The following is a 24,469-nucleotide window of genomic DNA, read 5'->3' as shown; positions in this document are numbered from 1 at the left end:
GTGCCCCTGGTTCAGGGCAGAGCGGGTCACCGGTGTCGTTCGGTATTACGCGCGCGATCCGGTGGTCGCGGCCACGGGCACGTCGCACGCGCCGTCCTCGCAGCCCTCGGCGGCCGGGGCGTCCAGGCGCACCAGGGGCGCGGGGTGCGTCTCGGCCCAGACCTGATCCAGGGCGCCGCGCAGCACCTCGGGGCTCTGGGCACCGCTCACGCCATACTTGCCGCCCAGCACGAAGAACGGCACGCCCGTGATGCCTAGCGCGTGGGCCTGGGCCTCGTCCTGGCGCACGGCGTCGGCGTGGGTGCCCGCCCTCAGGGCCTCGCGCACCTCGGCCGCGTCCAGGCCGACCTCCTGCGCGAGGCGCACCAGGGTCTCCACCTGCCCTACGTGTTCGCGCTCGGTCATGTAGGCGCTCAGCAGGCGTTCCTTCATGGCGCCCTGGAGGCCCCGCGTGGCCGCGAGATGGATCAGCTGGTGCGCCAGGAAGGTGTTCGTGCGGTGCGCTCCGTTCAGGTCGTAAGTCAGGCCCTCGCCCGCCGCCGTGCGGGTCATGCCGTCGATCATGCCCTGGGCCTCGGGAATGCTGCGGCCGTACTTGCCCGCCAGCAGCTGCGCCATGCTCTGCGGCGTGTCCAGCGGGGCCTGCGGATCGAGCTCGAAGGCATGCCACACCACCTCGACCTCGCCGGCGTGCGGGAAGTCGGCCAGGGCCGACTCCAGGCGGCGCTTGCCGACGTAGCACCACGGACACGCGATGTCTGACCAGATATCGACGCGCAGGTGACCGGGGGTGCTGGGAGCGAAGGACGTCATGCGGCAATTCTACACTGCTTTAAAAAGCGAAGCGGGAACGTGGCGCACCATCGCCCGTCCCCGCCCGCATGTCCGGATCGTCAGCGATCGCCCGCGTCGCAGGCCACGCCGTTGCGCCCCGAGTCCAGGCCCACGCGGTAGCCCGGCTGCCCGAGCCGGATGGGGGCCTTGCCCTGGGCCCGCAGCGCGCCGCAGCTGGCGTAGAACACCCCGGAGACCGGCGCACTCCGTGTGAACGACTTCAGCAGCGAGCGCGACACGTACCCGCCCTGCCCGCCATACGACGTGCGGCACCACTGCCCGCTGCACGCCACGGTCAGCAGCGTGTTGCCGGGCACCGTATCCAGCACCCGGCCCTGAAGCGAGGCCGTGCGCCGCAGATTGGTGGCCGTCGTCGTGTACGCCGTCGCGGCGTCGGCCAGGCCCATCCCCAGGCCCAGCACGGTCAGACCCAGCACGCCCGTTCTCATGTGCATTCTCATCGGGCCAGCGTGACAGGTGTGTCCTGACCGTCCATGAACCCGCCCTGAGAATTCCATGACCTTGACCGGTCGTCCGGTGGCTCAGTGATGCCCGCCGTTGTGGCCACCGCTGCTGCCACCGTGCCCGCGCCCCCTGCCCCCGTGGTCGTCCCCGGCGTCGTGCCCCGGCCCGTCATCGGCTCCGTGCCCACCCGACCGGGGCCCGCCCGAGCGCCCGCCGTGGTCGTCGCCCGCGTCGTGCCCCGTACCGTCGTCCGCGCCGCCGCGCGCCGGGGTCGTCCGGGTCGCCGGCGCAGCACCGTTCCGCCCGCCCGGCCCGTCCAGTGCCGACTCCAGCGTCAGCACGCGGCCGCTCACGCTCACGCCCAGGCGCTCGGCCTCCGGATCGCGGGCGGTGATCGGGCCGGCCAGCGTGAACACCCGCACGGTCGTCACGCCGTTCACGGTCGTGCTCACGCGCACCGTCCGGGCTGCGTCCAGGTCGCCGCGCACGGTCAGGTGCCCGCTCAGGGTTCCGGTCGCCACCACGCGCCCGGCGGTGTCCAGCACCTCGACCATCCGCCCGGCCACCGGAGCGGCCCACGCCAGGCCCAGTCCCAGGGTCACGGTCAACAGGAATTTCTGCATGTCTCCAGTGGACTCGTTTCCTGCTCCCGACACCACGGGCGAAGGTCGGAACGGGGCAGGGGGAGATGGTCGGACGCTCCCTACTACCCGCCGTTCTCGTACTCCGCCCGCACCGAGCGTGGCACGGAGCCGTCCACGTCCGTGAAGCCGTATTCCTGCGCCAGTTCTGCCGCCACCAGCACCTGCCCGGTGCGCGACAGGTGCTGCGGGTCGCCTGCCAGCGCCGCCACCGCCCGCCCCAGGAATTGCGGCGACTCCGAATTGCTGAAATCGAAGGCCCCCTCGGGGGCCAGCAGCACGCCCTCGGTGCGCACCAGTCCCGGGTACAGCGACACGGCCGTCACCCCGTGCGGCCGCAGGTGGTTCGCCAGCGCCCGCGCCATCTGGTCGTCGGCGTTCTTCGCCAGGAAGTACGGCACGTTCTCCTGCCCCCGGTGCCGCTGTCCCGCGAAGAACGAGATGTTCACCACCAGCCCCCCCGCCGCGATCAGCAGGGGCGCGCACACCGCCGACGCCACGTAGTGCGCCCGCACGCCCGCCGTGAACATGTCGTCCCACAGCGTCAGGGGCTGCTCCCAGAACGGCGCGTTCCACGTCTGCCCCCGGTTGTCCCACGCGTGCAGGCCCTCGTACCCGCCCCACACGTTGTTCACCAGCACGTCCAGCTGCCCGTGCTCGTGCCCCAGGCGCTCGGCCAGCGCCCGCACCTGCGCGTCGTCCCGGTGGTCGCACACCACGGGCACGCCCACGCCGCCCAGGCGTTCCAAGTCGGCCACCGTGTCCTCCAGCGACCCGCCCACCTGCGGCACGTCTGCACTGCGGCCCCGCAGCGTCCGGCCCGTCACGTACACGGTCGCGCCCGCCTCGCCCAGGCCCAGCGCCACGCCGCGCCCCACGCCCCGACTGCCCCCCGTGACCAGGGCCACCCGGCCCGCCAGCGGTCTGTCCATGCTGCCCCCCCTTCTGGAATGGCCACCATGCTGCCGCGACCGGGCAGCGGAGGCAATACGCCAGAGGGCTGCGGCAGAAGCTGACACAGCATCCATCCCGAGCCGGCAAAGGTCAGCGTATGCGGACAAGTATGAACGGTAGTATGAAGTCATGGCTTCCGATCCTGCCCAGCGTATGACCATCAGTCTTCCCCCTGACGCTGCCCGTTATCTGGAGCAGTACCAGCAGACCCACCACCTGAGCAGCCGCAGCGAGGCCGTGCTCAAGGCTGTTCAGGCCCTGCGTGACCAGCAACTGGCCGAGGACTACGCCGCCCTGGCAAGGGAGAACAACCCGGAACGCGCCCGCCTTCTGGAAGGCAACACCGATGGCCTGGAACCCAGCGACGGCAGCGAATGGATGTAAAAAGAACCCCGATGATCGGCAGATCATCCGAGCGAAGCGAGCAGGGGCAGAAATACGGTCGGGCGGAAATGGAACGGTGGAGCGCTTTTTGCGGAACCGTGGAATGGTAGCCCGGCCGTATTCAGGGCTGATCCGCCGGGGTGACATTCTGCTGATCGAGTTCGGCCCAGCCCGCAGTGCGGAAGCCGATGTTGTCCGGCCCGCTGTGGTCATCACCAACAATGCCGCCAATGCTGGAGCGGACGCGATCACGGTCATTCCGCTCACCGCCAACCTGAACAGCCTCTATGGCTTTCAGCTGCTGCTCCCGACCGAACGCACGGGGCTGAATCAGGACACCAAGGCGCAGACGGAATTGATCGGTTCCATTGCCCTGTCCCGCGTGCGCCGACGCCTGGGCCACGTGCCCGAAGACCTGATGCGCGAACTGGACGCCCGAATCAGACTGCACCTGGCGTTGTAGCCCCAACCCCCCGCCCGCCCCCACCACGGGCGAAAGCTGAAGCGGAGACGGGTGGAAAATTGCTACGTAGACACGCTTCAGTCCAAGCTCTGCCTGGAGGGCGGCAAAGTGGCGCTTGACTGATAGTCCAAAGATGTAGAATTTCTCTGTCGAACAATTCGATACATATGGAGGTACTGTTGACTTCCCAATATCCAATCCCCGCTATTGAAGTAGAGGGCATTCCTGAGCTAGATCCTAACGGACTGCTACCTAGTGGAATTTACCTAGTATCTTATCTCGCTCTGCTTGAAAAATATCAAGATGATGCCATTAGATCCAATTTCCTGAATGGTCTAACGTTGTATATGCAGTCTTTGCGGAGCCTGGGATGTGCTTTGGCAGTTTATATTGACGGAAGTTTTGTTACGTCTAAGGATCGGCCAAGTGATATCGATATTGTTGTAGAATTGCCCAAATCCAATTCGCATGAAATGATCAAAGCTCGCGCTCTAGATTTTTGGGAGGAAAATAGGTGGCTCATCAGGCGTTCAGATCTTATAGCTCAAAGATTTAATCTTGATTGCCATTTCTGGGAGCCAGCGAACCAGACTGGTGGTCAGAACGACTTAATCGACTACTTTCAACGGCTTCGCGCGAAGGATGCTTTTGACAAAGGGTTGCCGCCCGACCATAGAAAGGGTATTGTAAAGGTAGCGATATGAAAAGTTATCTTGATGAATTCCGAGGCGCCTGGGTAAAGGATCTATCGGATAAAGTGCTAATCCTAGAGAATCAGATTTTTTATCTTGGCCTTTCATCTTCCGATGGAGAATATACCAGTGAAGAAATTAAGAGCGCAGTTGATAAGCTGCACGGAATGTTATTTAACTTGATAGTTTCAGATTACCCAATGGCCAAAATCCTTGATACTTCTGATCTAATTATAGGCGCAGAGGGAGAGGGGATTGAGCTAAACGGCGTCCCGGTTTCAATAGTAAGTTCACTTATGAATCAATCGAAAAACGAAGTAAACAAAATTGTAAAGACAATTAATGGATCTGTCAAGAAAAGAATTCCCAAGCGTTTTGAGCCTGAACTTACTGGGATGGCTGCGGGTAGCGTATATTTCGGATTGGCTGCTCCAAAAACTGCTGAAACTGGCATATTCATTGGCGGTGAAGAAATTGCGAGGGATGTAAAGACTGCAATGGATTCAATAGTCTTGGCCAGTAATTTAGTTCATAATGACATATCTGACTTTGAAAGCCAGATGATGATTGATCCTGCTTTGCGTGATGCTGCTTTGCGCGCAGTTGGTAATTTGAGCCCATCGAGTCAATCGGATATAGCTCGGCTTTCTATACACGGCCGTGTTGGAGGCGACTTGTATAAACCAGTGAAATTGGAAACCAAGGACAGGAACAGGGCTCGTCAAATCTCTGATAAGCCTACATCTAGTTCAGTGACTAAGTCGGGTAATTTTATTGGAAGTATAAGAGAAATAGATTTAGACCAGCGTAGGTTTGAAGTCCGATCTGTTGAAGGTTTAGAAGATAGACAAATGATACGATGTATTTATGAAGAGTCTTTAGAAAGTAAAATTCGCAGCTACTTAGGCCATAGAGTGTCGGTAAATGGTCAATACGAAGTCGATTCTGATAATCGGCCACGACTTTTGTATGTCGAAAGTATATTTCGAGAAAGTGAGCCCATGCCGAATCTACTCGATAGTTGATGAAACCCCCGAAATCATTTTCTCTTGAGATCGGGGATAAATATAAAGCAGTTAAAGGTGAACGCCTCTTAAACCATCCATTCTCGCAACGTCTGTAACCTTAGCATCTGCGCTTTCGTTGCTGCACTTGCCTTCATTATCTACGTAGAGTACATTTGGGCGAAAGCCGAATCGGCAGTGCGGAGTTAAATATCTACCAGACATGAATTAGCTCTACGTTCAACTAGGGCTATCTACCTTACCTAATTGGTGAGAATTTGCATCGATAAAAATAGTAGAAATGCGTTTTGAGCGGATGATCCAGTGTTCGGCCTATCATTAAACATATTTCATCGGTTTGTCAAGCTCAAAAACTTTCATTATCTAGATCTTGATTTATAAAACCGTCTAACCCTGGATTTGTATACTCACCAAGGCAATTTAGATAGGTGAATACATATTTTGTCAGCGCGGATTTCGAGTATCCGTATTTTATGTTTCCGGAAATAATGATAGTAATTAAACCAAGACATTGCTCCATAGCTATCGATCTGAGTCCAAAAGTTGCATCATCGGTCTGTATTGACTCCGACAAACCTTCCAATGAATCTAAAGTTCTTATAAAACATGATCTGGCTCTATCTAACTTGATATTGATATCGTAATCTTTGGGATTAATTTTGTCCCCATAGACTAGTGCAAGCATATAGTCATCGATATAGTCTGGAATTAGGGAGGCAAATTCCTTGATGTCAGAGATTTCAGAGATTCCGGAAGCGTCAATTAACAGGTAGTTGTTATCGACATAAAATAGAACTAAGATTCTAATTAATATATATCTCTGAAGCGGCGTTTTAGCCCACAATTCATCTCTGGCTCGCTTAAGAACCGCATCGTCTTTATTAAGATATGAATCTATAATTGCACTAACTCTGTTGCTGCTTATAATTATAAAGGGAGCGGCATAATCAGGACTAACAAGCGAAATTTTCGGTGAATTTGCAATCGACTTAGCTATCCTTCTGGCCGTATCCACTCTCAGCCTATCTTTCAAGCTATAACAAGTAATTAGGTAGATGTGCTCAAGTTCCGCTCCATACTCTGTTTGAATTTTGAAAAGCTGTGCTTGAAGGTTTTCCTCTACGCCTTTTTTCCCCAAATCGTCATGTGATTTGATTTGTATTGAAATATATTTCCAGTTTGCCGAATTTCCATACTTATATTTTAGTAATACATCGGTTCCCTGATCCCCAAAACCTTGAACATCATACGAAATAGCTGAATGCTTCAGAAAGGCATCGCGGATATGACTGAGCTTCCTCTCAACTAACGGACATAAATCTGAGTTATGCTTAAGATAGGTAAACTGGTGCGTTTCCCTAACAGCAGCCCTCTTGTTAAATATGATCTCACTAACTATTTCCGCGAACAAATCTGAATGCTCTGCCATAAACTTATCGTAAGTTGCGACGGCATATAATTCCGAGCACAGTAGAAGGACTGTGAGGAATTTAAATGCATCGTTAAGCCCTCACCCACTCCTGCAAGCTCCGCACTCCCAACTCTTGCCCCTTCGCCGCTGCAATCGCCTTTGCCGTCCACTCGGCGGCTTCCCGCGTGCTCATTCTCGATACGTCACTCTACGAAAAACCCCGCCGAAGCGGGGCTCAAAGTTGCAATGCGCGGCTCAGTTGGCGTGGCAGATGACGCGGCCCGAGGCCAGAACCTGGCAGGAGCCCCACCAGCCTTCCGCGCTGGCCGTGCCCAGGGTGCCTGTGGTCACAAGAGCGGCGGCGGTGATGAACAGCAGTTTACGGACGTGTTTCATGGTGTTCCTCCCGTCAGGCACGTGCCTGAGCTGCCACCTGTTGTAAGGCCCCCCGCCTACAGATGACACGCTTGATTTTTGCTGCCCGCTGTGACTGCGGCAGCACGGTATGGATCTGCCCGAACAACGCGCCAATGTTGGACGTCATTGAGTCAGTTCGACCAGGGCAGCGGAGCACCCGAGAAACTGGCCAGGTTCGGGTCGATCCGAAGTGTGCTCTGCGGGTCGAACGGCCAGCCGTTGCTGCCATTCGCTTCGCGTCGGACGAACTCGCTCACAAAGATGCTGAAATCTGACGCGACCAGAAAGTCTGGAATATCTGCGTTTCTCTCGTGGTCAATGAACAGGACGGGACACCCCTTGCCGTATTCCTGCCGGGTGGCGATGACGTAATGATTTCCGCAGCCGTCACTGGCAACGGGAATCAGCCCGGCCGCCTTCCAGTTGGGATGCAAGGTGTAAAGAGAAGGCATGTCGGTAGGGAGAGTGCCGTCGATGCCGACAAGGTACTGAGACTCCACAGACGCTCCGTTGGCATGGATCAACCACTCAAGGAGCGACGGGGGGAAGGGAATACCGATCTCGGCGCTATACACAGTGATGCGCTCACGCTGAATCCCTGCGAATGCTTGCGGAGCGGGCAGCGTGGCAAGCAAGCGCAGAGTTTCGGCATATCGGGTCATTCCCTACCCTCTGACCCACTCCTGCAAGCTCTTCACGCCCAGCTCCGCGCCCTTCGCGGCGGCAATCGCCTTCGCCGTCCACTCGGCAGCTTCCCTGGTGCTCACGATGGGCACGCCGCGTTCCAGGGCGGTGCGCAGCAGGCGGCTGCCGGTCACGTCGATCAGCAGGTCGGGGAGCTTGTCGCCGTCCTGTTCGCGGATGACGGTCAGGCCGGTGTCCTCCAGGCTGGCGGCCACGTCGTCCAGGCCGTCGCCGATCAGCAGGGCCGTTCCCTGGGTGGGCACGTTGCTCTTCGCGCCGATCTGCGCGCGGTAGTACGCGAGGTAGGGGTCGCTGTCGATGCCCATGCTCTCGCCGGTGCTCTTCATCTCGGGGCCCAGGGTGGGGATCACGCCCGCGAACTTCAGGAACGGCAGGTGCACTTCCTTCACGGAGTACATGCCGGGCGTGGGCGTATCAACAAGCCCGATCTGCTCCAGGGTGTGCCCGACGGCAATGCGGGCGGCGCTCTTGGCGAGGGGGTGGTTCACGGCCTTGGACACGAACGGGACGGTGCGGCTGGCGCGCGGGTTGGCTTCCAGGATGTACGCGGTGCCGTCCTTGACGGCCCACTGGACGTTCATCAGGCCGCGCACGCCGAGTTCCAGCGCGAGGCGTTCCGTGTCGGCCTTCACGCGGGCCAGCAGCTCGGCGCTCAGGTTCACGGGGGGCAGGATGCACGCGCTGTCGCCGCTGTGGACGCCGGCGGCCTCGACGTGCTCCATGATGCCCATGACCACGGCCCGCTCGCCGTCGCAGAGGGTGTCCACGTCGAGTTCCAGCGCGCCTTCCAGGAACTGGTCGAGGAGGATGCTGGGCTGCCCCTCGACGGCGGCGTACACCTCGGACAGGTACGTGCTGAGTTCGTCCATGCTGCGGACGGTGCGCATGGCGCGGCCCCCCAGGACGTAGCTGGGGCGGGCCATGAGCGGGAAGCCGAGTTCCGTGGCGAGCGCGGCGGCCTGATCCGGCGTCTGCGCGACCTTCCCGAGCGGCTGCGGCAGGCCCAGGCGTTCGCACAGCGCGTTGAAGGAGGCGCGGTCTTCGGCCTCGTCGATGGCGTCCACGCTGGTGCCGATGATCGGTGCCCCGGCCTCGGCCAGGCGGCGGGCCAGTTTCAGGGGGGTCTGGCCGCCCAGCTGCACGATCACGCCCACGGGTTTCTCGTGCTCGACGATGTTCATGACGTCCTCGAACGTCAGCGGCTCGAAGTACAGGCGGTCGGCGGTGTCGTAGTCGGTGCTGACCGTCTCGGGGTTCGAGTTGACCATGATGGTCTCGTACCCGGCCTCCTGAAGCGCCCACACGGCGTGCACGGTGGCGTAGTCGAACTCCACGCCCTGGCCAATGCGGTTGGGGCCGCTGCCGAGGATCACGACCTTGGGTTTGTCGGTGGCGGTGACCTCGTCCTCCCACTCGTAGGTGCTGTAGTGGTAGGGGGTGTGCGCCTCGAACTCGGCGGCGCAGGTGTCCACGGTCTTGTACACGGGCACGGCCTTCGCGTCCTTGCGGATGGCGCGCACCTCCAGTTCCTTCAAGCCGACGATCTCGCCGATGCGCGCGTCGCTGAAGCCCAGGCGTTTGACCTCGCGCCAGATCTCGTACTTCCACTCGGCAATGGGCCCCAGGTCGAGGAGTTCCTTCTCGGCGTCGATGATCTCCCTGAGCTGCCCCAGGAACCACGGGTCGATCTTCGTGGCGTCGAACAGGGCCTCCGGGGTCTCGCCCCGGCGCAGGAGTTCCAGCACGGCCTCCAGGCGGCGGGGATTGCCGTACAGCAGCCCGCGCAGATCGTCGTCGCTCATGGCGGCGAAGGCCCCGCGCACGTCGGACTCCACCGAGCGCATGGCCTTCTGGAGGCTCTCCTTGAAGGTGCGGCCGATCGCCATGACCTCGCCCACGGAGCGCATCTGCGTGCCCAGCGCGTCGGACGTGCCGGGGAACTTCTCGAACGCGAAGCGCGGGATCTTCGTGACCACGTAGTCGATGCTCGGCTCGAAGCTGGCGGGCGTGATGCGGGTGATGTCGTTCTTCAGCTCGTCGAGGTGATACCCGACCGCCAGCAGCGCGGCGATCTTGGCGATGGGGAAGCCCGTCGCCTTGCTCGCCAGCGCGGAGGAGCGGCTCACGCGGGGGTTCATCTCGATCACGATCACGCGGCCGTCCTTCGGGTTCACGGCGAACTGGATGTTGCTGCCGCCCGTGTCCACGCCGATCTCGCGGATGATGGCGAGGCTCTGGTCGCGCAGCCGCTGGTACTCCACGTCGCTGAGCGTCTGCGCCGGGGCCACGGTGATGCTGTCGCCGGTGTGCACGCCCATCGGGTCGAAGTTCTCGATGGAGGTGATGATCACGACCGTGTCGGCCGTGTCGCGCATGACCTCCAGCTCGTACTCCTTCCACCCCAGGATGCTTTCCTCCAGCAGCACGCTGGTCACGGGGCTGTCGCGCAGGCCGCCCTCGGTGATCTTCAGGAAGTCTTCGTACGTGTGCGCGATGCCGCCACCCGTGCCGCCCAGCGTGAACGAGGGCCGGATGACGATGGGCAGGCCGATCTCCTTCTGGTACGCGACGGCCTCGTCCATGGAGTGCACCATCTGCCCGCGCGCCGTCTCCACGCCGATCTTCTTCATGGCCGCCTGGAACAGCTCGCGGTCCTCGCCCTTCTTGATCGCCTCGACCCCCGCCCCGATGAGCTCCACGCCGTACTTCTCCAGGATGCCCTGCTCGTGCAGATCCATGGCGAGGTTCAGGGCCGTCTGCCCGCCCAGCGTGGGCAGCAGCGCGTCCGGCTTCTCCTTGGCGATCACGCGCTCCACGAACGCTGGCGTCAGCGGCTCCAGGTACGTGGCGTCCGCCAGATCGGGGTCGGTCATGATCGTCGCCGGGTTGGAGTTCACCAGCACGACGCGGTAGCCCTCCTTCTTCAGGGCCTTCAGGGCCTGCGTGCCCGAATAGTCGAACTCGGCCGCCTGCCCGATCTGGATGGGCCCGCTGCCGAGGATAAGGATCGTGTTCAGGTCAGTACGCTTGGGCATTCCAGAGAGTGAGTATGTCACGGATGGGGCTGGGGGGCGTGAGCGGTGTATGCATGGTTATGCACAGTGGAGTGGAACCGGAGAGGAGGGAGCGGGCGTTGAACCCTCCGCCCCCCACCCCCGTACCCCTGTCGGTGATCACCACACCCTGAGCCGGGGCCTGTCCCCGGTGTCCTGTGGACGCCGTGGTCGACGTCGATTTGGCCCGTGTCCGTCCGCCCTTCTCCGTCTGCGCCCACCGCGCGGCGGCCGGTGCCCCATGCACCGCAGCAGTCCCCCGGAGGTTTCCCATGTTCCGACCCACTGCCCTGGTCACGCTGGCCCTGTCCCTGGCGGCCTGCGGTTCCGTCGCGCCGCAGCCCGACGAACACGCCCGGATGATGACCGAGATCACCGCCCTGGCCGCTCAGGCGGGGCCCACCGACGACCTGAGCGCCCAGTCCCTAGCGGCTCAGGGGAAGGAAAAACGCGTCGTGTACCTGCGCGGGAAGGAAGACCCGGAACTCGACCAGATCACGCTGCCGCTGTACGAGGGCCGCAGCGGTGGCCAGAGCTTCGGCTTCGTGGTCACCGAGGCGTCCGACCGGGACGTGGCGCGCATCCTGGGCGTGAACTACGCGCCGAACCTGGCCAGGGCGGCCGGCACCGCCGCCACCCAGAAGGCCACCCTGCGCGGCGGCCGGCTCAGCGTGAACGCCACCGTGGACTTCCGGCCCGACCGGGTCGTGACGCCCGGCCCCGGCGGCTTCCCGCCCGCCGCCCTGCAACCGGGCGAGGTGGGGCAGGCCGGCTACTCGCCGCTGATCGAGCTGCCGGGCGGCATCGTCCTGAACGCCTCGCACGTCAGCAACCCCACCGGGCAGCACACCAAGGTGGTCAGCGTGAACGCCGCCCGCCACCGCGTGACCCTGCAGGAGACCGAGGGCTTCTACGACGGCAACGAGGTCTACTACGTCTCGCTGGACGCCAGCGCCAGCGACGCCGCGGCCCTGGAGGGCGTGACCCTGGCCCCGGCCCTGGACGCCGCGCCGGGCCTGAATGGCGGCGGACAGACGGCCCGCAGCGGCCTGGCACTGTTCATCAACGGGCAGACGGGCGCGGACAACCCGCAGCGCCAGGGCCTGACCTCCGCGCTGCGCGGCGAGGGCAGCCCCCTGAACGTGCTGGAGGAGTTCCCCCGCGACGACGAGTACTCGCCGCTGTGGAACGTGCACGTGACCGTGTGGACGGACGCCGCCGTGGCCGCCGGGACGAACCTGCGCCAGACGGACTTCGGGAAGGTGGAGGCTCTCGCATCGGCGGGCGCGGTGACCGTGCCCGGCGGCGGCGCATGGGGCCCGTCGGGCTTCATCGTGAACTGTCCGGCGGTCAGCGAGGTGAGGTCGCGCGGCCCGGAGTAACTGCGAGGAGGGGAGCGGGGCGGCCGGTGTCCGGGGCCGCCCCGCCCGCTGCGCCATGTGGCGGATGCCGCGCGGGCGGCGCGTGGGTACGCTGCCCGTGTCCCGCTCCGCGGGGCGTGATCGACCATGCCAATCCTGACCTGACCCCCATCCGAAGTCGTGCCCGCGCCGTGTCCGAGCGGCGACGGGCCGCTCCGTCCCGCTGTGTTGAGCGCGGGGCGGCTGTGGGGGTCGGTCGGTGATCCGTGTCGCTCCGCCCTGCCGTGGTGGCCCTGCGGCCCCGCGTGATCTCCCCGAGGAACCCCATGTCCGATCGTTCATCCCGCCATCCGCTGCGGGTCTTTCTCGTCATGGAGGCCGGTCTGGCCTTCGCGTTTGCCCTGGCGTTCACGCTCCAGGGCGTGTATTTCGTGCAGGTGGTGGGCCTCTCGCCCCTGCAGCTGCTGCTCATCGGCGCGGCGCTGGAGGGCGCGGCCTTCATGCTGGAGGTGCCCACCGGCGTCCTGGCGGACGTGTATTCGCGCCGGCTGTCGATCGTGCTGGGCTGCGCGCTGCTGGGCGTGGGGCTGCTGCTGGTGGGCTCGTTTCCGGTGTTCGGGGTGATCGTGGCCGCGCAGGTGGTCAGCGCGGCGGGGTACACCTGCCTGAGCGGCGCGCAGCAGGCGTGGCTGGCCGACGAGCTCGGCGAGGAGCGCCTGGGCGGGGCGCTGCTGCTGGGCGGGCAGTACGGGCGCGTGGCGGGGATCGCGGGCGTGCTCGGCGCGGCGCTGCTGGCGCGCTGGGGCGGCCCGGCCGCTGCGACGCTCGCGGGCGGGGGGGCGGCGCTGCTCGTCGGGGCGTACCTCGCGCTGCGCATGCCCGAGACCGGCTTCCGCCCCGCCGCGCGGGAGGAGCGCTCCACGTGGGCGGCCCTGAGCGCGCCCCTGAGGGACGGAGCGAAAGCCGTACGCGGCAGCGCCTTTCTGGGCACCCTGATCGTGGCGGCCGGGCTGTACGGCGCGAGCACCGAGGCGATCGACCGCCTGCACGAGTTCCTGCTGCTGCGCGAGACCGGTCTGCCCGCCGCGCTGGGCGGCGTGACGCTGGGGACGTCCGACTGGTTCGTGGCCCTGAGTCTCGCGGGGGCCGTGGTCGGCTGGGCAGTGATCGAGCCGCTGCGCCGCCGCCTCGACCTGGGTGACGCGCGGCGGGTGGCGCGCACGCTGCGGGTTGTGCTGGCCGGCTCGGTGGGGGCGCTGTTGGCCTTCGCATTCGCGCCGGGCTTCGGGTGGGCGGCCGCCGCGCTGCTCGTGCACGGCGTGCTGCGCGGCCTGTACTCGCCGCTGTACGCCGCGTGGCTGAACCACGGCCTCGCGCCGGGGTCGCGCGCCACCGTGAACTCCTTCGCCGCGCAGGCCGACGCGCTGGGGCAGGTCAGCTGCGGGCCGCTGTTCGGGCTGGCGGGGAACGTGTGGGGCGTGCGCGCCGCGCTGGCGCTGGCTGCTGCGGTGCGCCTGCCCACGCTGGCGCTGCTCGCGCGGGCCGGGCGCTCGTCCGCCAGGGGGGCCGGCGCGGAACGCTAGGAGCCCAGCACCCTGCTGATCAGCCCAGCACCTCGCTGATCAGCAGGGTCGCGCCGCCCGTGGCGAAGTTCGGGATGTCGGCGGCCGCGGCCTGCCCCTCGGGGCCGCCCATGCCCGCCTGGAACGCGGCCAGGTCGTCGAAGTACAGCTCGGCGATCAGGTGGTGCGCGGGCGCGCTGCCGTCCGGCGTGCCGACCACGCGGGCGACCTCGGCGCGGCGCAGGCCAGGGATGGGATGGACCAGCGGCAGGTGCGTGCCGTGGTAGTACGCGTCGAAGGCGGCGGGGTCGGTGGGCGTGCCGTACAGCACCGTGAGCTTGATCATGGCGGGCTCCTCCTGGGGAACTGGACTGTGGTGCTCCCGCAGCGTACCCGCCGGGGGTTGGACATGGGTTCACGTCGGCCCGGCGTGGTGTCCCGGTGCGGGGTCGTCTGATCCGCTGCGGGCAGCGTGGGCGCGGCAGGTCCACACTGCACGCATGCCCCAGCTGCTGTCCCGTGCCCTGGCCTCGCAGGAAAGTGTGTTCGCCCGCATGAGCCGCCTCGCCGCGCAGTACGGCGCGGTGAACCTCGGCCAGGGCTTCCCGGCCGACGCGCCGCCCGACTTCCTGCTGGACGCGGCCCGGCGCGCGGTGGGCACGGTGGACCAGTACTCGGCCCCGGCAGGCCTGCCCGCGCTGCGGGACGCGGTGGGAGCCGACCTGGGCGTGGACGGCGCGGACGTGGTCATCACCTGCGGCGCGACCGAGGCGCTGAACGTCCTGGCGCTGTCGCTCTACGGCCCCGGCGACGAGGTGCTGATGCTCGAACCCGTGTTCGACGTGTACCTCCCGCAGGCGCGGCTGGCGGGCGCGGACGCCGTGACGGTGCCGATGACGCTCGACCCGGTGGGCGGGTGGTCGCTGGATCTGGCGGCCCTGCGGGCAGCGGTCACGCCGCGCACGCGGGCGCTGCTGCTGAACAGCCCCTTCAACCCGACCGGCACGGTGTTCAGCGCGGCGGAACTGGGGGAGGTCGTGGCGCTCGCCCGCGCGCACGACCTGTGGATCGTCTCGGACGAGGTGTACGACGAGCTGTACTTCGGCGAGCGGCCCGTCAGCCTGCGGAGCCTCGCGCCGGAGCGCACCTTCACGGTCGGCAGCGCGGGCAAGCGGCTGGAGGCGACCGGGTGGCGGGTGGGCTGGATCGCGTGCCCGCCGGGGCTGTCGGGCATGGTCGCGGGCATCCGGCAGCAGGGGTCGTTCTGCTCGCCCGCGCCGCTGCAGGCGGCGGTGGCGCTGTCCCTGCCGGTGGCGCGGGATTCGGGCTTCTACGCCGGGCTGCGCGAGGAGTACGCCGGGCGCATGGCGCTGCTCGCGGGCGGGCTGCGCGACCTGGGAGCCACGGTCTATGAGCCGCGCGGCACGTACTTCCTGACGGCCCTGCGCCCCGGCTGGAGCGCCGAGTCGCTCGTCGAGCGTGCGGGTGTGGCGGTCATTCCCGGCGAGGCCTTCTACGCGCAGCACGCCGCGCCGCCGGGGCTGCTGCGCGTGGCGTTCTGCAAGTCCCGGGACGACATCGGGCGGGCGCTGGAACGGCTGACGGCGGTGCCAACGTAAACGTCCCCTGAACATGTCTGCGCGGTTTTGTAAAGGCCGGGGGTTGGCAGGAGGCGTGTTCCGTGCCTATGCTGATTCTCATGAAGACCACCCTGCTCGGCCTCCTTGCCCTGACTGCCGTCTCGACCGCGTCGGCGGCCTCCTACGTGGGCGGCTCGGTCGGTTCCGGCCTGACCCTGCACTACCAGAACGACCTGACGGCCAGCAGCGCCATGCGCTACGGCCTGAACCTCGACGCCACGAACTTCAACTTCAAGGCCCTGTCGGTCGGCGGCAGCGTGGACTACCTGGGCGACTTCACCGGCAGCGGTTCCTCGCTGGGCGGCCTGACCCCGTACTACGGCATCGGCCTGGGTGCCGGCGTGGTGCTGGGCGCTGGCGGCGGCTTTGGCCTGTACCCGCACGGCACGCTGGGCCTGCGCTACAACATCACCGATCCGCTGAGCCTGTTCGTCGAGGGCAATATCGGGCCGGTGGTGACGGTGGGAGGTACGAGCGCGGCCGGCGTGAGCCTGGGCACCGGGGCCCGGATCGGCCTGAACTACCGCCTCCCCTGACCGACGCGCTATCCCTGCCCGCCCCTGCCTGACGGGGGCGGGTTTTCTTGACCCCCGCCCGCGCGGCTGCTACCCTCCGTGTATAGCTATACGCGAAAAGCGTATAACCATACATCCAGATGCAGACCCTGACCTCCCGACGTTAACGCTCCCTGGCCGTCCACCGTGGACAGGCCGGGCGTGGTGCGTCCGGGGGTCTTGCGCTGCCTTCACACACAGCGGGGAGAATCGAAGACATGGCGAAAGACAAGATCGTACTGGCGTACTCCGGCGGCCTCGACACCAGCATCATCCTCAAGTGGCTCCAGACGGAGCGCGACTACGACGTCGTGTGCTTCACCGCTGACCTCGGCCAGGGCGACGAGGTGGAGGAGGCGCGCGTCAAGGCGCTGAACACCGGCGCGGTCGCCGCGTATGCGCTGGATCTGAAAGAGGAGTTCGTGCGGGACTACGTGTTCCCCATGTTCCGCTCCTCGGCGCTGTACGAGGGCTACTACCTGCTCGGCACGTCCATTGCCCGGCCACTGATCGCCAAGAAGATGGTCGAGATCGCCGAGAAGGAGGGCGCGGTCGCCGTGTCGCACGGCGCGACCGGCAAGGGCAACGACCAGGTGCGCTTCGAGATGACCGCCTACGCCCTGAACCCCGACATCGTCACCGTGGCCCCGTGGCGCGACTGGGAGTTCCAGGGCCGCGCCGACCTGGAAACCTTCGCCCGCGAGCACGGCATCCCCGTGCCCACCACCAAGAAGGATCCCTGGAGCACCGACGCCAACCTGCTGCACATCTCCTACGAGGGCGGCATCCTCGAAGACCCGTGGGCCGAGCCGCCCGCGCACATGTTCAAGCTGACCACCGACCCCACCGAGGCCCCCAGTGAACCCGAGTACGTGGAGATCGAGTTCGAGGCCGGGAATCCGGTGGCAATTGGTGGCGAGCGGCTGAGCCCCGCCGCGCTGCTCCAGCGGGCGAACGAACTTGGCGGGAAGCACGGCGTGGGCCGCCTCGACCTCGTCGAGAACCGCTTCGTGGGCATGAAGTCCCGCGGCGTGTACGAGACGCCCGGCGGCACCGTGCTGTACCACGCCCGCCGCGCCGTGGAGAGCCTCACCCTCGACCGCGAGGTGCTGCACCAGCGCGACGCCCTGGGGCCCAAGTATGCGGAACTCGTGTACAACGGCTTCTGGTTCGCCCCCGAACGCGAGGCGCTGCAGGTGTACTTCGACCACGTGGCCTCCAGCGTGACCGGCACCGCCCGCCTGAAGCTCTACAAGGGCAGTGTCACCGTCGCCGGCCGCAAGGCCCCCCAGAGCCTGTACGACAAGGATCTGGTGTCCTTCGAGGCGGGCGGCGACTACAACCAGCACGACGCCGGCGCGTTCATCAAACTCAACGCCCTGCGCATGCGCGTCCAGGCCCGCGTGAAGGCCAAGGCCGAAGCTCAGGCCGAGCAGCAACCCGCGAAGGTCTGACGTGTCGACCCTGGCCCAGGTCGTCGCTGACCACCTCCCATACCTCCAGGGGCTGACCGAGGCCCAGGCGTCGTACCAGCCCGCCCCCGGGGTGTGGAGTGCGAAGCAGATCCTGGGCCACCTGATCGACAGCGGCGTGAACAACCACGCCCGCTTCGTCCGCGCCGCCGCCGAGGACGGCCTGAGGCTGCCCGGCTACGACCAGACCGCGTGGGTCGCGTCGGGCGGGTATCAGGAGCGTCCGTGGGCCGAGGTGCTGGCCCTGTGGGCCGCATACCAGACGCAGCTGGCCCAAGTGATCGCTACGCTGCCCGCTGCCAGTCTGGAGCACACCCTGAGCATCGGCGGCGGCGAGAGCATCACTTTGCGCTTCGTCGCGGAGGACTACGTGCGGCATCACCTGCACCATCTGGGCCAGATTCCGGGGCGGGTGGGGACGTGACCCTGCCGCCCGGTTACACCCTGCGCCCCGCCACCGTCCACGACGCGGCGCTGATCCAGTCTCAACGCACGGCCATGTTCACCGACATGGGCAGCGACCCGGCAAAGCTGGCGCAGGTACATGATGCGGGCGTGGCGTGGCATCGGCGGATGCTCGCGGGTGGCGGCTACACCGGCCTGCTGGTCGAGCACAGCGGAGATGTGGTGGCGGGGGCCGGCATCCTGTGGAAGGACTTTCCGCCGAATGCGGACACGGACTCGACGGTGCGGGCGTACCTGCTGAATGTGTACGTCGTGCCCGACCACCGCGGGCACGCGCTGGCCCGGCATCTGGTGGAGGCCGCACTGGACGAGTGCCGCGCCCGCGGCGTGAACACCGTGACCCTCACGGCGTCCGACGCCGGGCGGCCCACGTACGAGCGGCTGGGCTTCGTGCCGCAGAAGGAAATGAAGCTTCTGATCCCGGAGGTGCCGTTGTGACCCTTCGCCCCGTCAACCGCGACGACATCCCCCACTTCCACGCCGTGATGATGGCCGCCGGCATGGATCCCCGCTCCAGCTGGAGCCGCACCACGCCCGCCGATCTGGAACGTTCGCTGTTCTCGCCCGGCTCTGGCGGCTTTCTGGCGCTCGGCGGCAGGGGAGAGGCGGTCGGCTGCGTCGGCTACCGGCCGGACGGCGAACACACCCTGACGCTGAACAAGCTGGCGACCCGGCCGGACGCCCGCGGCACCGGCCTGGGTCGCGCGCTGGTGTGGCAGGTCGAGCATGTCGCCCGCGCGGGCGGCTACGGGCGCGTGTTGCTGGCGGTGTCGCAGTTCAATCTGGACGTCCTGCCCTTCTATGAGAAACTCGGCTACGTCGTATCAGGCGACACGTACGCCCACGCGAATCCCAGCAGCCCGCCGCCGGTGGTGCTGGTCAAACCGATCTCTGCCCCCCTCTCCGAGGGGAGAGGGGCTGGGGGAGAGGGGTCACGTCCCCAGCCCACCGAGGACACCACATGACGACGAACACGCAGGATAAAAAACTCTGGGGGGGCCGGTTCGCGGAGGCCACCGACGGGCTCGTGGAACTCTTCAATGCCTCGGTGGGCTTCGACCAGCGGCTGGCCGAGCAGGACATCCGGGGCTCGCTGGCGCACGTGGCGATGCTCGGGCAGGTCGGAATTCTGGACTCGGGCGAGGTCGCGCAGATCACGGACGGCCTGAACGCGGTGCTGGCCGACATCTGCGCCGGGAACTTCGAGTGGCGGCTCGACCGTGAGGACGTGCACATGAACGTGGAGGCGGCCCTGCGTGACCGGATCGGGCCGGTGGCGGGCAAGCTGCACACGGCCCGCAGCCGGAACGATCAGGTGGCCGTGGACTTCCGGCTGTTCACGAAGGAGGCGGCGCTCGACCTGGCGGGCAAGACCCGCGCCCTGCGCGCCGTGATGCTCGCGGAGGCGGAGAAGCACCTGGCCGCCGAGGTCATCCTGCCGGGGTACACGCACCTGCAGGTGGCGCAGCCGATCCTGCTGAGCCACTGGTTCATGGCGTACGTGGCGATGCTGGAGCGCGACGAGGGCCGCTTCCGGGACGCGGCGGCGCGCATGGACGAGTCGCCGCTGGGGTCGTCGGCGCTGGCGGGAACGCCGTGGCCCATCGACCGGCACGCGACGGCGGCGGCGCTGGGCTTCGCGCGCCCGACCGCGAACTCGCTGGACGGCGTGGGCAGCCGGGACTTCGCGCTGGAGTTCCTGTCGGCCTGCGCGATCCTCTCGGCGCACCTGTCGCGCCTGTCGGAGGAACTGATCCTGTACTCGACCTTCGAGTTCGGCTTTCTCACGCTGCCGGACTCGCACACCACGGGGTCCAGCATCATGCCGCAGAAGAAGAACCCGGACGTGTCCGAACTCGCGCGCGGCAAGGCGGGCCGCGTGTTCGGGAACCTGATGGGCCTCCTGACCGTCGTGAAGGGCACGCCGCTGGCGTACAACAAGGACTTGCAGGAGGACAAGGAGGGCGTGTTCGACTCGTACGACACCCTGTCCATCGTGCTGCGCCTGTACGCCGAGATGATGCCCAAGACCGTGTGGCACGCGAAGGTCACCGAGGCCGCCGCCGCGCGCGGTTACAGCACGGCGACCGACGTCGCGGACTTCCTGGCCCGTCAGGGGGTGCCCTTCCGCGAGGCGCACGAGGTCGTGGGCGGGCTGGTCGGCACGGCGTCACGCTCCGGGCGGCAGCTGTGGGAACTCACCGACGACGAGCTGCGCGCCGCGCATCCGCTCCTGAACGCGGAGGTCGCACAGGCGCTGACCGTGCAGGAGAGCGTGAAGAACCGCGCCAGCTTCGGCGGCACCTCCCCGGAGCGCGTGCGGGAGGCCATCGAGAACGCGCGGGGAGCGCTGAAGCCATGACCCGTTCCGTGCCCGTCCCCATCCGCCCCTCCACCCGAGGTACTCCCATGACCGACGCCGTGACCCTGACCGACATGCACGTGAAGCTCCGCGAGGCCCGCCCGGAGGACTTCGACATCATCCGCGACCTGCTCACCCGCTGCGGCCTGACGACCGGGAGCGTGACGAGTGAGGGCTGCACGTACTGGATCGCCGATCTGGACGGTGTGCCCGGCGGGTGCATCGGGCTGGAGCACGGGCCGGGGGTGTCCTTGATCCGCTCGACGGCGGTGGTGCCCGAGGCCCGCAACCAGGGGCTGGGGCGGGCGCTCGTGACGTCGGCGCTGACGCAGGCGTCGCTGCTGGGGAACCGCGCGGTGTACCTGTTCAGCGAGGAGGCCGGCAACTACTGGCGGCGCTTCGACTTCGTGCCGTCCACGCCGGACGAGATCATCGCGGCCATGCCGGCGGCCCCGCAGGTCGTGAGCGGCCTGACCAAAGGCTGGATCCACGCCGAGCAGGCGTGGAAACGCACCCTGGTGGGTGACGGCGCGGCATGAGTGGCCCCCTCGCCAGCGTGCCCGGGCGGGTGTATTCTGCCCGCACTCTCAACCAGGCCGCACCGGACGCCCCCACGGACGTCCAGCCCGGCACCTTCTCCGGAGGAACTACCCATGACCATGACCCAGGAGCACATCCGACTGGCGCAGAGCGCCGACAAGGACACCGTCACCCGCGTCTTCCACGAGGCCGGGCTGGACACCGACGCCACGCTGGCCGAGGGCACCACGTACTGGGTGCTGGAGCGGGGCGATCAGGCGGTCGGCGCGATCGGGCTGGAGCACGGCGACGGCGTGAGCCTGCTGCGTGGCGCGGCCGTGATTCCCTCGGCGCGGGGTGGCGGGCTGGGGCGGCGGCTGGTCATGAGCGCCATCGAGTACGCGCAGGGGCGCGGCGACCGCGCGATCTACATGTTCTCCAAGGGCGGCGACTGGGGCACCTTCGGCTTCACGCAGGTGCCGCTGGCCGTGGTCATGGGCGAGGTGCCGGACGCGCCGCAGGTGCAGGCGTACCGCGACCGGGGCGACCGGCCGGGCGGCACCACGTGGATGCGCGAACTGTCCGCGAGCTGACGCGCGCACGCGCGGGGGGCTCAGCATGACCCTGCTGGGCCTGGATTCCATCGCCGTGCCGGATGTCCACCCGGACGCGCCGCTCACGGCCCGTAAGGCGAAGCTCTCGGACATCGACGCGATCCATGAGCTGATCGGCTACTGGGCGGCGCGGGGGCAGATGCTGGTGCGCTCGCGCTCGCTGCTGGCCGAGACCATCCGCGATTTTCACCTGATCTTCGCCGAGCCCCACGAGGGCAGACCCGGCGGACTGGCCGGCGTGTGCGGCCTGCACCTCCTGGCCCCTGATCTGGCCGAGGTGCGTGGGCTGGCGATCCACCCGAACCTCCAGGGACGCGGTCTGGGCCGGCAACTCGTGGCCGCGTGCGAGGCCGAGGCGCGGGCCATCGACCTGCCGGCGCTGTTCGCGTGGACGTACCAGCAGAGCTTCTTCGAGAAGTGCGGCTTCACGCGCATCGACAAGACCAACCTGCACCCGAAGGTCTGGAGCGAGTGCCAGCGCTGCGCGTTCTTTGAGAACTGCAACGAGATCGCCATGCACCGGGATCTGACGGTCGGGTAGGGGAAAGCGGGATGAGGGGCGGCCACCAGTTCACGGTGGCCGCCCCTCTGTCTGGATGGTTATTTGCGGGGTGGGGTCGGCGCAGCGGGCTGCGAAATCGCCTGGGCGGCCTGGATCAGGGCGCGGGCGGCGCGGAGGTTGCCGGCCTGCACCAGGGCCTTCGCGTCGGTCAGGTAGACGCGGGCCCTGGCGTTGGTGGTGCGGGCGAGCATGGCGTCGATGCGGGCTACAGCGGCCTGGGTGGTGGCCGTGGCGCGGCCAGCCGAGAGAGCGGGAGCGGTGGGGCGATCAGCGCGGCCGCTGGGGGCTGCCATGCCAGGACTACGGGGGCCGCGATCTCCAGCCGGGCCGCAGTCTGCCGCACGCGGGCCACGGCTGCGCGGCCCGCGCGGGCCGGCGTCCTGACCGGGGGCGGCGGCGGGTGGCGTAGGGGCCGTCGCGGTGCCAGGAGCCGTCGGTGTGACGCGCGTGCTCCGCCCAGGTGCGCTGCCAGCAGCGGGGGTGGCCGGGGCCGCCGTGCCCGGCGTGGTCATCCCGGCGGGTGGTGCCGGTGGGGTCGGGCGGCGGTCACCCTGTCCACGGAGGCCGGGGCCGCGTTCACCGGGGCCACGCCGATCGGGGGCACACACGTCGGTGCCAGGAGCCGGCGGGGTGGGGCGCACGGGCGCGGCGCGGCCGGGTGTGGCGGGGACCGTCGGTGCCGTCTGGGCCAGCGGATCGGCGGGTGTGGTGGCGGTGCCGGCGGCCAGGGCGGGGCCGGCGCTCAGGGCCAGCGCGGCGGACAGGATCAGGGTACGGATGGTCATGGGACGCTCCTTGAATGGCGAGGGCGAGTGAACGGCGTTCCGGCCCGCACCAGAACTGGGGCGTATGTTTGGGCGGCGTTCGGAAACACCTGAAGTCTGCGCGGCCCACCTGAACGCCTGCCCCCCGCCCGCTGAGCGAACGCTGAATGCCGGCCAGCGCCTACGGGCTGGCGCGGGGCAGGGTGATGCTGACCTCCAGGTCGTCCGGGTGCTGCGTGACGGCCACGTCGCCGCCGTGGGCACGGGCGGTGGCCTGCACGATCGCCAGCCCCAGGCCCACGCCGCCCGGTGGGGCGTCCGGGCCACGGGCAAAGCGGTCGAACATGCGGGCACGGAACTCGTCGGGCAGGCGGGCGGGGTTGCGCACCGCAATGCGCACGGTGGTGGGGTCACCGTCTAGCGTGACGTTCACGCTGCCGCCGGCCGGGGTGGCGGTCATGGCGTTGCGCAGCAGGTTCCACACGGCCCCTTCCAGGCGCGTGCGGTCGGCGGTCACGCGGGCGCGGCGCATGTCCGGCGCGGCCTGTACCTCCAGCGTCAGGTGCGGCGCGAGGTGCCGGGCGGCCTCGGTGGTCTCCAGCAGCAGCGGCCACGGCTCCAGCACCTCCAGCCGCAGCCCGGCCCCGGCGTCCAGGCGGGTCAGGGTCAGCAGATCCTCGACGAGCCGGGTGGCGCGGCGGGTCTCGCGGCGCAGGGTGGCGTGCAGGCGACCGCGCACGTCCGGGTCGTCTCCGGCGCGTTCCAGCACCTCCAGGCTGCCGGCGATCGCGGCCAGGGGCGTGCGCAGTTCGTGGCTGGCGTCGGCGGCAAACGCCCGGGTGCGGGCCTCCTCGGTGCGCAGGCGCGACACGCTGTCCTCCAGGCGGGCCAGCAGGCGGTTCAGGCTCTCGGCCAGCGAGCGCACCTCGTCGTGGGGGCCGGGCAGCGGCAGTCTGGCCCCCAGATCCGCGCCCGCCACGCCGGCAGGGTGCAGATCCTCGGCGCGGCGGGCCATGACGCGCACGGGGCGCAGGCCCACGCCCAGCAGCCACCACGCGCCCACGGTGGCCAGCAGCAGCGTCACGGCGGCCACACCCGCGAAGATCCCGGCGGTGCGCCGGGCCAGGCCGTCCACCTCGGCGCGGGGCACGTCCAGGGCCAGCACCGTGCCGCCCGGCGTGCTCACGAGCCGTGTGATTCCGCTGACCGCCTGCCCGTCCCGGCGGGCCCGGGCCACGGCGGCGGCGTCCACGGCATCCGACCCCGAATCCGTGCCGTAGGTGCGCCCGTCCGGCAGGATCAGCGTGCCGCGCGTGCGCAGGCCCAGCGCCTCCTCCGACAGGCGGCGGTACCACACGCCCAGCCGGGTGTCCTGTCCGTCCACGCCGGCCCCAGCAAGATTCACGCCTGCCAGGGCGCGGGTGACGGTCTGCTCGGCCTGTGCCCACGCCGAGGCCCGCACCCCCAGCGTGACGGCCGTGCCCGCCAGCCCGAAGGCGGCCAGCAGGACGACCACCAGCAGCGCCAGCAGCCGGGCCCGCAGCGTCATG

27 protein-coding genes are annotated in these 24,469 nt (G+C 66.9%); 16 read left to right on the top strand and 11 right to left on the bottom strand.

Going from position 1 to position 24,469, the window contains the following annotated elements; genetic code table 11:
* Positions 1-45: 45 nt before the first annotated feature.
* The 4 genes from U2P90_RS01685 to U2P90_RS01670 all read right to left on the bottom strand — a co-directional run bounded on the left by U2P90_RS01685 (position 46) and on the right by U2P90_RS01670 (position 2,872).
* Positions 46-813 carry a DsbA family oxidoreductase gene (locus U2P90_RS01685; RefSeq protein ID WP_322473517.1) on the bottom strand — a complete coding sequence of 256 codons (768 nt, stop codon included), beginning with the start codon at positions 811-813 and terminating at the stop codon, positions 46-48.
* A gap of 80 nt (positions 814-893) precedes the next feature.
* A complete protein-coding gene (locus U2P90_RS01680; protein WP_322473516.1) occupies positions 894-1,283 on the bottom strand; it encodes an excalibur calcium-binding domain-containing protein in 390 nt (129 codons plus the stop codon).
* 93 nt (positions 1,284-1,376) lie between these two features.
* Entirely contained in the window at positions 1,377-1,922 is a 546-nt protein-coding gene (locus U2P90_RS01675) for a hypothetical protein (protein ID WP_322473515.1), read from the bottom strand.
* An 83-nt stretch (positions 1,923-2,005) separates the two neighbouring features.
* Positions 2,006-2,872 (bottom strand): SDR family NAD(P)-dependent oxidoreductase, encoded by an 867-nt coding sequence (locus tag U2P90_RS01670; RefSeq protein WP_322473514.1) that lies wholly within the window; start codon positions 2,870-2,872, stop codon positions 2,006-2,008.
* Between the two features lie 151 nt (positions 2,873-3,023).
* Between U2P90_RS01670 and U2P90_RS01665 the strand changes: the two genes are divergently transcribed.
* The 4 genes from U2P90_RS01665 to U2P90_RS01650 all read left to right on the top strand — a co-directional run bounded on the left by U2P90_RS01665 (position 3,024) and on the right by U2P90_RS01650 (position 5,458).
* Complete coding sequence (locus U2P90_RS01665) at positions 3,024-3,278, top strand: ribbon-helix-helix domain-containing protein (protein WP_322473513.1); 255 nt, start codon at positions 3,024-3,026, stop codon at positions 3,276-3,278.
* A gap of 103 nt (positions 3,279-3,381) precedes the next feature.
* The gene (locus U2P90_RS01660) at positions 3,382-3,741 is read left to right on the top strand and encodes a type II toxin-antitoxin system PemK/MazF family toxin (protein WP_322473512.1); all 360 of its coding nucleotides are present in this window, start codon (positions 3,382-3,384) and stop codon (positions 3,739-3,741) included.
* A 179-nt stretch (positions 3,742-3,920) separates the two neighbouring features.
* A complete protein-coding gene (locus tag U2P90_RS01655; protein ID WP_322473511.1) occupies positions 3,921-4,445 on the top strand; it encodes a DUF6932 family protein in 525 nt (174 codons plus the stop codon).
* Positions 4,442-5,458 carry a hypothetical protein gene (locus U2P90_RS01650; protein ID WP_322473510.1) on the top strand — a complete coding sequence of 339 codons (1,017 nt, stop codon included), beginning with the start codon at positions 4,442-4,444 and terminating at the stop codon, positions 5,456-5,458. The genes U2P90_RS01655 and U2P90_RS01650 overlap by 4 nt, the downstream gene beginning before the upstream one ends.
* A gap of 346 nt (positions 5,459-5,804) precedes the next feature.
* Here U2P90_RS01650 and U2P90_RS01645 read toward each other — a convergent pair whose 3' ends face one another.
* The 4 genes from U2P90_RS01645 to carB all read right to left on the bottom strand — a co-directional run bounded on the left by U2P90_RS01645 (position 5,805) and on the right by carB (position 11,026).
* Entirely contained in the window at positions 5,805-6,887 is a 1,083-nt protein-coding gene (locus U2P90_RS01645) for a hypothetical protein (RefSeq protein WP_322473509.1), read from the bottom strand.
* Between the two features lie 237 nt (positions 6,888-7,124).
* Positions 7,125-7,265 (bottom strand): hypothetical protein, encoded by a 141-nt coding sequence (locus tag U2P90_RS01640; protein WP_322473508.1) that lies wholly within the window; start codon positions 7,263-7,265, stop codon positions 7,125-7,127.
* Positions 7,266-7,417: 152 nt separating this feature from the next.
* Complete coding sequence (locus tag U2P90_RS01635) at positions 7,418-7,948, bottom strand: SMI1/KNR4 family protein (protein ID WP_322473507.1); 531 nt, start codon at positions 7,946-7,948, stop codon at positions 7,418-7,420.
* A gap of 3 nt (positions 7,949-7,951) precedes the next feature.
* On the bottom strand, positions 7,952-11,026 hold the full coding sequence (gene carB / locus U2P90_RS01630; protein WP_322473506.1) for a carbamoyl-phosphate synthase large subunit: 3,075 nt from the start codon (positions 11,024-11,026) through the stop codon (positions 7,952-7,954).
* A gap of 290 nt (positions 11,027-11,316) precedes the next feature.
* Between carB and U2P90_RS01625 the strand changes: the two genes are divergently transcribed.
* Both U2P90_RS01625 and U2P90_RS01620 read left to right on the top strand, forming a co-directional pair.
* On the top strand, positions 11,317-12,426 hold the full coding sequence (locus U2P90_RS01625; RefSeq protein WP_322473505.1) for a hypothetical protein: 1,110 nt from the start codon (positions 11,317-11,319) through the stop codon (positions 12,424-12,426).
* A gap of 305 nt (positions 12,427-12,731) precedes the next feature.
* The gene (locus U2P90_RS01620; RefSeq protein ID WP_322473504.1) at positions 12,732-13,988 is read left to right on the top strand and encodes an MFS transporter; all 1,257 of its coding nucleotides are present in this window, start codon (positions 12,732-12,734) and stop codon (positions 13,986-13,988) included.
* A gap of 19 nt (positions 13,989-14,007) precedes the next feature.
* Here U2P90_RS01620 and U2P90_RS01615 read toward each other — a convergent pair whose 3' ends face one another.
* A complete protein-coding gene (locus U2P90_RS01615; RefSeq protein WP_322473503.1) occupies positions 14,008-14,313 on the bottom strand; it encodes an EthD family reductase in 306 nt (101 codons plus the stop codon).
* Positions 14,314-14,467: 154 nt separating this feature from the next.
* Here U2P90_RS01615 and U2P90_RS01610 point away from each other — a divergent pair, with 154 nt between their 5' ends.
* From U2P90_RS01610 to U2P90_RS01565, 10 genes are all read left to right on the top strand, one after another.
* Positions 14,468-15,586, top strand: a complete 1,119-nt coding sequence (locus U2P90_RS01610; protein ID WP_322473502.1) for a pyridoxal phosphate-dependent aminotransferase — start codon at positions 14,468-14,470, stop codon at positions 15,584-15,586.
* Between the two features lie 80 nt (positions 15,587-15,666).
* The gene (locus U2P90_RS01605) at positions 15,667-16,143 is read left to right on the top strand and encodes a hypothetical protein (protein WP_295821143.1); all 477 of its coding nucleotides are present in this window, start codon (positions 15,667-15,669) and stop codon (positions 16,141-16,143) included.
* Positions 16,144-16,379: 236 nt separating this feature from the next.
* A complete protein-coding gene (locus U2P90_RS01600; protein ID WP_322473501.1) occupies positions 16,380-17,615 on the top strand; it encodes an argininosuccinate synthase in 1,236 nt (411 codons plus the stop codon).
* 1 nt (position 17,616) lies between these two features.
* On the top strand, positions 17,617-18,057 hold the full coding sequence (locus tag U2P90_RS01595; RefSeq protein WP_322473500.1) for a DinB family protein: 441 nt from the start codon (positions 17,617-17,619) through the stop codon (positions 18,055-18,057).
* Positions 18,054-18,536 (top strand): GNAT family N-acetyltransferase, encoded by a 483-nt coding sequence (locus U2P90_RS01590; RefSeq protein WP_322473499.1) that lies wholly within the window; start codon positions 18,054-18,056, stop codon positions 18,534-18,536. The genes U2P90_RS01595 and U2P90_RS01590 overlap by 4 nt, the downstream gene beginning before the upstream one ends.
* Positions 18,533-19,063 (top strand): GNAT family N-acetyltransferase, encoded by a 531-nt coding sequence (locus tag U2P90_RS01585; RefSeq protein ID WP_322473498.1) that lies wholly within the window; start codon positions 18,533-18,535, stop codon positions 19,061-19,063. The genes U2P90_RS01590 and U2P90_RS01585 overlap by 4 nt, the downstream gene beginning before the upstream one ends.
* Positions 19,060-20,460, top strand: coding sequence for an argininosuccinate lyase (gene argH, locus U2P90_RS01580; protein WP_322473497.1), 1,401 nt, complete (start codon positions 19,060-19,062; stop codon positions 20,458-20,460). The genes U2P90_RS01585 and argH overlap by 4 nt, the downstream gene beginning before the upstream one ends.
* A 47-nt stretch (positions 20,461-20,507) precedes the next feature.
* A complete protein-coding gene (locus U2P90_RS01575; protein ID WP_322473496.1) occupies positions 20,508-20,999 on the top strand; it encodes a GNAT family N-acetyltransferase in 492 nt (163 codons plus the stop codon).
* Between the two features lie 114 nt (positions 21,000-21,113).
* Positions 21,114-21,572, top strand: coding sequence for a GNAT family N-acetyltransferase (locus U2P90_RS01570; RefSeq protein ID WP_322473495.1), 459 nt, complete (start codon positions 21,114-21,116; stop codon positions 21,570-21,572).
* 25 nt (positions 21,573-21,597) lie between these two features.
* Positions 21,598-22,134, top strand: coding sequence for an N-acetyltransferase (locus U2P90_RS01565; protein WP_322473494.1), 537 nt, complete (start codon positions 21,598-21,600; stop codon positions 22,132-22,134).
* A gap of 59 nt (positions 22,135-22,193) precedes the next feature.
* Here the strand turns inward: U2P90_RS01565 and U2P90_RS01560 are convergent, their stop codons facing one another.
* On the bottom strand, positions 22,194-22,940 hold the full coding sequence (locus tag U2P90_RS01560) for a hypothetical protein (RefSeq protein ID WP_322473493.1): 747 nt from the start codon (positions 22,938-22,940) through the stop codon (positions 22,194-22,196).
* Between the two features lie 160 nt (positions 22,941-23,100).
* The gene (locus U2P90_RS01555) at positions 23,101-24,468 is read right to left on the bottom strand and encodes a sensor histidine kinase (RefSeq protein WP_322473492.1); all 1,368 of its coding nucleotides are present in this window, start codon (positions 24,466-24,468) and stop codon (positions 23,101-23,103) included.
* Position 24,469: the final 1 nt, after the last annotated feature.

Source organism: Deinococcus sp. AB2017081, assembly GCF_034440735.1.
GTDB lineage: Bacteria > Deinococcota > Deinococci > Deinococcales > Deinococcaceae > Deinococcus > Deinococcus rufus.
This window is presented reverse-complemented; position numbering and strand designations above follow the sequence as displayed.

Coding starts and splice junctions, on each gene's coding strand:
- argH (WP_322473497.1), top strand. CDS start 19,060: ATGACGACGAACACGCAGGATAAAAAACTCTGGGGGGGCCGGTTCGCG.
- U2P90_RS01605 (WP_295821143.1), top strand. CDS start 15,667: ATGAAGACCACCCTGCTCGGCCTCCTTGCCCTGACTGCCGTCTCGACC.
- U2P90_RS01555 (WP_322473492.1), bottom strand. CDS start 24,468: ATGACGCTGCGGGCCCGGCTGCTGGCGCTGCTGGTGGTCGTCCTGCTG.
- U2P90_RS01635 (WP_322473507.1), bottom strand. CDS start 7,948: ATGACCCGATATGCCGAAACTCTGCGCTTGCTTGCCACGCTGCCCGCT.
- U2P90_RS01610 (WP_322473502.1), top strand. CDS start 14,468: ATGCCCCAGCTGCTGTCCCGTGCCCTGGCCTCGCAGGAAAGTGTGTTC.
- U2P90_RS01665 (WP_322473513.1), top strand. CDS start 3,024: ATGGCTTCCGATCCTGCCCAGCGTATGACCATCAGTCTTCCCCCTGAC.
- U2P90_RS01675 (WP_322473515.1), bottom strand. CDS start 1,922: ATGCAGAAATTCCTGTTGACCGTGACCCTGGGACTGGGCCTGGCGTGG.
- U2P90_RS01575 (WP_322473496.1), top strand. CDS start 20,508: ATGACCGACGCCGTGACCCTGACCGACATGCACGTGAAGCTCCGCGAG.
- U2P90_RS01620 (WP_322473504.1), top strand. CDS start 12,732: ATGTCCGATCGTTCATCCCGCCATCCGCTGCGGGTCTTTCTCGTCATG.
- U2P90_RS01625 (WP_322473505.1), top strand. CDS start 11,317: ATGTTCCGACCCACTGCCCTGGTCACGCTGGCCCTGTCCCTGGCGGCC.
- U2P90_RS01560 (WP_322473493.1), bottom strand. CDS start 22,940: ATGACCATCCGTACCCTGATCCTGTCCGCCGCGCTGGCCCTGAGCGCC.
- carB (WP_322473506.1), bottom strand. CDS start 11,026: ATGCCCAAGCGTACTGACCTGAACACGATCCTTATCCTCGGCAGCGGG.
- U2P90_RS01615 (WP_322473503.1), bottom strand. CDS start 14,313: ATGATCAAGCTCACGGTGCTGTACGGCACGCCCACCGACCCCGCCGCC.
- U2P90_RS01650 (WP_322473510.1), top strand. CDS start 4,442: ATGAAAAGTTATCTTGATGAATTCCGAGGCGCCTGGGTAAAGGATCTA.
- U2P90_RS01680 (WP_322473516.1), bottom strand. CDS start 1,283: ATGAGAACGGGCGTGCTGGGTCTGACCGTGCTGGGCCTGGGGATGGGC.
- U2P90_RS01685 (WP_322473517.1), bottom strand. CDS start 813: ATGACGTCCTTCGCTCCCAGCACCCCCGGTCACCTGCGCGTCGATATC.
- U2P90_RS01670 (WP_322473514.1), bottom strand. CDS start 2,872: ATGGACAGACCGCTGGCGGGCCGGGTGGCCCTGGTCACGGGGGGCAGT.
- U2P90_RS01600 (WP_322473501.1), top strand. CDS start 16,380: ATGGCGAAAGACAAGATCGTACTGGCGTACTCCGGCGGCCTCGACACC.
- U2P90_RS01645 (WP_322473509.1), bottom strand. CDS start 6,887: ATGGCAGAGCATTCAGATTTGTTCGCGGAAATAGTTAGTGAGATCATA.
- U2P90_RS01565 (WP_322473494.1), top strand. CDS start 21,598: ATGACCCTGCTGGGCCTGGATTCCATCGCCGTGCCGGATGTCCACCCG.
- U2P90_RS01570 (WP_322473495.1), top strand. CDS start 21,114: ATGACCATGACCCAGGAGCACATCCGACTGGCGCAGAGCGCCGACAAG.
- U2P90_RS01660 (WP_322473512.1), top strand. CDS start 3,382: ATGGTAGCCCGGCCGTATTCAGGGCTGATCCGCCGGGGTGACATTCTG.
- U2P90_RS01640 (WP_322473508.1), bottom strand. CDS start 7,265: ATGAAACACGTCCGTAAACTGCTGTTCATCACCGCCGCCGCTCTTGTG.